The 5599-nt window shown below is 66.3% G+C and carries 4 protein-coding genes; 1 reads left to right on the top strand and 3 read right to left on the bottom strand.

What is annotated here, in order from left to right; translation table 11 throughout:
- Window positions 1-159: 159 nt before the first annotated feature.
- The 3 genes from DY467_RS25070 to DY467_RS25060 form a co-directional block, all read right to left on the bottom strand.
- Window positions 160-942, bottom strand: a complete 783-nt coding sequence (locus DY467_RS25070; RefSeq protein ID WP_164639743.1) for an alpha/beta fold hydrolase — start codon at window positions 940-942, stop codon at window positions 160-162.
- A 3-nt stretch (window positions 943-945) separates the two neighbouring features.
- The gene (locus DY467_RS25065) at window positions 946-2241 is read right to left on the bottom strand and encodes an O-acetylhomoserine aminocarboxypropyltransferase (protein ID WP_164639741.1); all 1296 of its coding nucleotides are present in this window, start codon (window positions 2239-2241) and stop codon (window positions 946-948) included.
- A gap of 159 nt (window positions 2242-2400) precedes the next feature.
- Window positions 2401-4518 (bottom strand): S9 family peptidase, encoded by a 2118-nt coding sequence (locus DY467_RS25060; RefSeq protein ID WP_164639739.1) that lies wholly within the window; start codon window positions 4516-4518, stop codon window positions 2401-2403.
- Window positions 4519-4648: 130 nt separating this feature from the next.
- On the opposite strand from DY467_RS25060, the gene DY467_RS25055 reads away from it, so the two are divergent.
- Entirely contained in the window at window positions 4649-5524 is an 876-nt protein-coding gene (locus DY467_RS25055) for a dihydrodipicolinate synthase family protein (RefSeq protein WP_164639737.1), read from the top strand.
- Window positions 5525-5599 lie beyond the last annotated feature (75 nt).

Below are 5599 nucleotides of genomic sequence, written 5' to 3'. Positions count from 1 at the left end.
GGCGAGTACCGCGCTTCGCGCGCTACCCGCCGACCCTCCCCCCTCCAGGGGAGGGTGAAGAGAGGTTGTTGCAAACGTCGGGTGCTCCACAGCTCGGGATTCCGGGTTCGCTCGCTGGCGCGAGCGCCCCGGAATGACGAGCGTGGGGCCAGAGAGCGGTTACCCCTGCAGCGCCTTCAGCACGTCGTCGGGGCGCTCGACCATCATGGTGTGGCCGACGCCTTTCAGGATCACGGTGCGTGAACCCGCAATCGCGGCCGCCAGCGTCTTGCCGTTCTTGGTCGGGGTCATCATGTCGCGTTCGCCGGGGATGAACAGCGTCGGCACCGTCACCTTCGCCGCCGCCGTCAGCGCGTCCTTGTAGTCGTTGCAGGCGGACAGATCGTTGAAGATCACCCCGGGCTTGTTGGCTTCGAGCACCCGCACCGAGCCACCGTGCATCCACAGGCCGGGAGCGAGGTTGCCGCCGATCTCCGCATCCGGGCCAAGGCCCCAGATCGTCATCATCGCAACCGCCGCGGGATCGTTGGCTTCGGCGGCTTTCAGCAGATCGGGGCCGACCGCCATCGTCGAGGTGGTGCCGATCAGCGCCAACGACGCCACCTTGGCCGGGTGCCGCGCGGCGGTCTCCAGCGCGATCAGCGACCCCATCGAATGGCCGATCAGCTTGGCCGGCTGCGCGCCTGTGGCGTCGAGCAGCGCGGCGATCCAATCGGCCATCTCGGCGATCGTCTTCAGCGGCTCGCCGGCCGAGCGGCCATGGCCGGGCAGGTCCGGCGCCAGCACGGCGTAGCCGTGATGCGCGAACCAGCGCGTCTGCAGCGCCCACACCGAGCGATCGAAGCCGGCACCATGGATGAACACCGCGGCGGGCAGCGACGCGTCGAACGGCTTGCCGCCGGTGGCAACAAAGGTGTCTGTCCCGTTGACCTTGATCTGCATGACTCAGCCCTTCTGCGAAACGCGCAGAGCCTGCGCCAGGTCAGCGATAATGTCGTCGGCGGTTTCGATGCCGACCGACAGCCGGATCAGCTCCTCGCCGATGCCGGCGGCCTTCAATTGCTCGGCGCTCATCTGCTGATGCGTGGTCGAGGCCGGATGAATCACCAGCGTCTTGGCGTCGCCGACATTGGCGAGATGGCTGGTGAGCCGCAGCGCTTCGATGAACTTACGCCCGGCAGCGCGGCCGCCCTTGATGCCGAACGAGATGATCGAGCCGGCACCGCTCGGCAGTAGCGTCTTGGCCAGTTCGTAGTCGGGGTGGTTCTCCAGCGTCGGATGCAGCACCCAATCGACCGCCTTGTTGGCCTGGAGGAAGTCGAGCACCGCCTTGGTGTTGGCGACGTGCCGATCCATCCGCACCGGCAGCGTCTCGATGCCCTGCAGCAACTGGAACGCATTGGTCGGCGAAAGACAGGCGCCGAAGTCACGCAGGCCTTCCATCCGCGCGCGGATGACGAAGGCGGTCGGGCCGAACTGCTCGTCGAAGACGACGTCATGATAGCCGGCATAGGGCTCAGTCAGCGTCGGAAACTTGCCGGAGCCGCGCCAGTCGAACCGGCCGCCGTCGACCAGCACGCCGCCGATCGCGATGCCGTGGCCACCGAGCCATTTGGTCGCCGAATGCATCACGATGTCGGCGCCGAGCTCGATCGGCTTGCTCAGGTAAGGCGTCGCGAAGGTGTTGTCGATCAACAGCGGAATCTTCGCCTCGTGGGCGATTCCCGCGACCTTCGGGATGTCGAGCACTTCGAGGCCCGGATTGCCGATGGTCTCGCCGATCATCAGCCTGGTATTCGGCTGGATCGCCGCTGCAAGGCCGGCATGATCGCGCGGCGCCACGAAGGTGGTGGTGATGCCGAACCGCGGCAGCGTGTGCGCCAAGAGGTTGATCGTGCCGCCGTACAGCGACGATGACGCGACGATGTGGTCGCCGGCGCTCAGCAGCGTCGCGATCGCCAGATGCAGCGCCGCCATGCCGCTCGCGGTTGCGACCGCGCCGACGCCGTTCTCCAGCGCGGCGATCCGCTCTTCCAGCACCGCGATCGTCGGGTTGGAAATCCGCGTGTAGAGGTGGCCGGGCCGCTCCATGTTGAACAGCGCCGCGGCATGGTCGGTGTCCTGAAATACGTAGGAGGTGGTCTGATAGATCGGCACGGCGCGCGAGCCGGTCAGCGGATCGGGATGCTGCCCGGCGTGCAGGCTGAGGGTTTCAAATCCGGGCGGTTTGGGTGCGGCCATGATGTGCTCGGGTTGTTTCCTGAAAACTTGTTAGTTGGTCTCCGTCATTGCGAGGAGCGGAGCGACGAAGCAATCCAGGCTCAGTGCTCGGCGCTTCTGGATTGCTTCGCTTCGCTCGCAATGACGGGGAGAGGCTCTCTGAATGGCTTTATGCCACGCTCACGCGCTCGCGTCAGCCAAGCCGACCGCCCACAGCGCGAAGGCATAGACGATCGCGATTTCGTCGAGGCGGCTGAAGCGGCCGGAGGCGCCGCCGTGGCCGGCGCCCATGTTGATGCGCAGCAGCACCGGGCCGCCGCCGGTCATGGTGGCGCGCAGCCGCGCGACCCATTTGGCTGGCTCCCAATAGGTGACGCGCGGATCGGTGAGGCCACCCATCGCCAGGATCGCCGGATACTCTTTGGCGGCGACGTTATCGTAGGGCGAATACGACAGGATGGTCTTGAAGTCGGCTTCGCTCTGGATCGGATTGCCCCACTCCGGCCACTCGGGAGGCGTCAGCGGCAGGGTGTCGTCCAGCATGGTGTTGAGCACGTCGACGAACGGCACCTCGGCGACAATGCCGGCGAACAGCTCACCGGCGCGATTGGCGACCGCGCCCATCAGCATGCCGCCGGCGCTGCCGCCGTGCGCGACGATGCGTTTGGGCGAGGTGTAGTTCGCCGCAATCAACGCGCGGGCGCTGGCGGCGAAGTCGTCGAACGAGTTGGTCTTCTTCTCGCGCTTGCCGTCGAGATACCAGCCCCAGCCCTTGTCGGCGCCGCCGCGGATATGGGCGATCGCATAGACGAAGCCGCGGTCGACCAGCGACAGCGCGTTGGCCGAAAAGCCGGCGCCCATGGCATGACCGTAGGAGCCGTAGCCGTACAGCAGCAGAGGCGCCTGGCCGTCGAGCTTGAGGCCGGCCCGATGCAGGATCGACACCGGCACCTCGGCGCCGTCGTCCGCCTTTGCCATGATCCGGGTCGTGACGTAGTCGGCTGGATTATGGCCCGAGGGAATCTCCTGGCGCTTGCGCAACACGCGCTGCCGCGTGGCCATGTCGTAGTCATAGACTTCCGACGGCGTCGTCATCGACGAATACGAGAACCGCAAGTTCGTGGTGTCGAACTCGTAGCCGCCGATGGTGCCGAGCGAATAAGCGGTCTCGGCGAACGCGATGGCGTGTTCGTCGCCGGTTTTGAGATCGCGGATGGTGATCGACGGCAGCGCATTGGCGCGCTCCAGCCTGATCAGATGGCCGGTGGTGAGATCGAAATCGATCACATAGATCCCGGCGCGGTGCGGGATCAGGTCACGCCAATTGTCCCGGGTCGGCTGGGCCAGCGGCGCGGTGACGATCTTGAAGTCGATCGCGCCGTCGGCATTGGTGAGGATGAACAGTTCGTCGCCGCGGTCGCCGAGCGAATACTGCACGCCGAGTTCGCGCTTGGCGACCAGGCGCGGCGGCGCGGTCGGATCGGAGACGTCGATCAGCCGCTGCTCGGAGGTCTCGTGATCGCCGCCGGCGATGACGCAGAACCGGCCGCTGGTGCTTTCGTGGATGTGGGTGAACCAGCCGGAGTCCGGCTCTTCATAGATCAGAAGGTCGTCGGCCTGCTTCGTGCCGAGCTTGTGCAGCCACACCTGCATCGGGCGGTGGTTGTCGTCGAGCTTGACGTAGAAGAACGCGGTCGAATCCGCGGTCCACACCAGGCCGCCGTCGGTCTCCTCGACCACGTCGGGCAGATCCTGCTTGGTCGCCCAGTCGCGGACGCGGATGGTGTAGTATTCGGAGCCCTTGGTGTCGGCGCTCCAACCTTCGAGCTTGTGGTCGAGCGAATGCCGGCGGTCGCCGAACTGGAAGTAGTCGTGGCCCTTGGCGAGTTCGTCGCCGTCGAGGATGATGTCGATCTCGCCGCCGCCGTCGCGGGCGACGCGGCCGTACAGCGGGTGCTGGCCGCCCTCGCGATATTTACGCAAGTAAGCGTAGGGGCCGTCCGGTGAGGGGACGCTGGAGTCGTCCTCCTTGATCCGGCCGCGCATCTCCGCGACCAGCTTCTTCTGCAAACTCGTGGTGTGGCCGAGCAAGCTGTCGGTGTAGCCGTTCTCGGCTTCGAGATAGGCGCGGATGTCGGGATCGAGCAGCGACGGATCGCGCAGCACCTCCTGCCAGTTCGGATCTTTCAGCCAGGCATAGTCGTCGGTCAGCGTGATGCCGTGGGTGGTGAAGCTATGCGGACGGCGCGGCGCGACCGGCGGTTGCTGGTTGGCGGCACGGGGCAGGGCAGAGGTCATCGGCAGGTCTCGTTCAGGGTGGGTCGGGCAGGCTTAGCACGTTTCCGCCTTGCGGCGCCGGGCGGATTGCGCTGGATAGGCGGGGGCGCCGGTTCCGGTGGCCGGGTGTGGACAAGTGACGGATTGGATGATGGCGGATTTTCACGGCGTATTCCCTTATCTGGTGTCTCCGGTCGATGCGGAGGGCCGCGTTCGCGCCGATGTGATGGGCCGGCTGTGCGACGATCTGATCCAGGCGGGTGTGCACGGGCTGACGCCGCTCGGCTCGACCGGGGAATTCGCCTATCTCGGCACCGCACAGCGCGAGGCAGTGGTGCGGGCGACGATCGAAGCCGCGCAGCGCCGCGTGCCGGTGGTTGCCGGGGTCGCCTCGACCTCGGTGGCGGATGCGGTTGCGCAGGCCAGACTGTACGAGAAGCTCGGCGCCGATGGCATCCTGGCGATTCTCGAAGCGTATTTCCCGCTCAAGGACGCGCAGATCGAAAGCTATTTCCGCGCGATCGCGGATGCGGTCGATATCCCGGTGGTGATCTACACCAACCCGCAATTCCAGCGCTCCGATCTGACGCTGGACGTGATCGCGCGGCTCGCCGAGCATCCGCGGATTCGCTACATCAAGGACGCCTCGACCAATACCGGGCGGCTGCTGTCGATCATCAATCGCTGCGGCGACGCGCTGCAGGTGTTCTCGGCCTCGGCGCATATTCCTGCCGCGGTGATGCTGATCGGCGGCGTCGGCTGGATGGCCGGCCCTGCCTGCATCGCGCCGCGCCAGAGCGTTGAGCTGTACGAACTGTGCAAGGCGCAGCGCTGGGACGAGGCCTTGAAGCTGCAGCGCAAACTGTGGCGCGTCAACGAAGCCTTCGCCAAATTCAACCTCGCCGCCTGCATCAAGGCCGGCCTGGCGCTGCAAGGCTACGACGTTGGCGATCCCATCCCGCCGCAAGCCGCGCTGACGGCCGAGGAGCGAAAAGCGGTGGAGAAGGTGCTGGCCGAGATCGTGTAAGTACGCCACGCGTCGCAGTGCGCTCCCCTCCCCCTTGCGGGGAGGGGTAGGGGGTGGGGGTCCCCAGGCACAGCT

Source organism: Rhodopseudomonas sp. BR0G17, assembly GCF_010907025.1.
GTDB lineage: Bacteria > Pseudomonadota > Alphaproteobacteria > Rhizobiales > Xanthobacteraceae > Rhodopseudomonas > Rhodopseudomonas palustris_H.
This window is presented reverse-complemented; position numbering and strand designations above follow the sequence as displayed.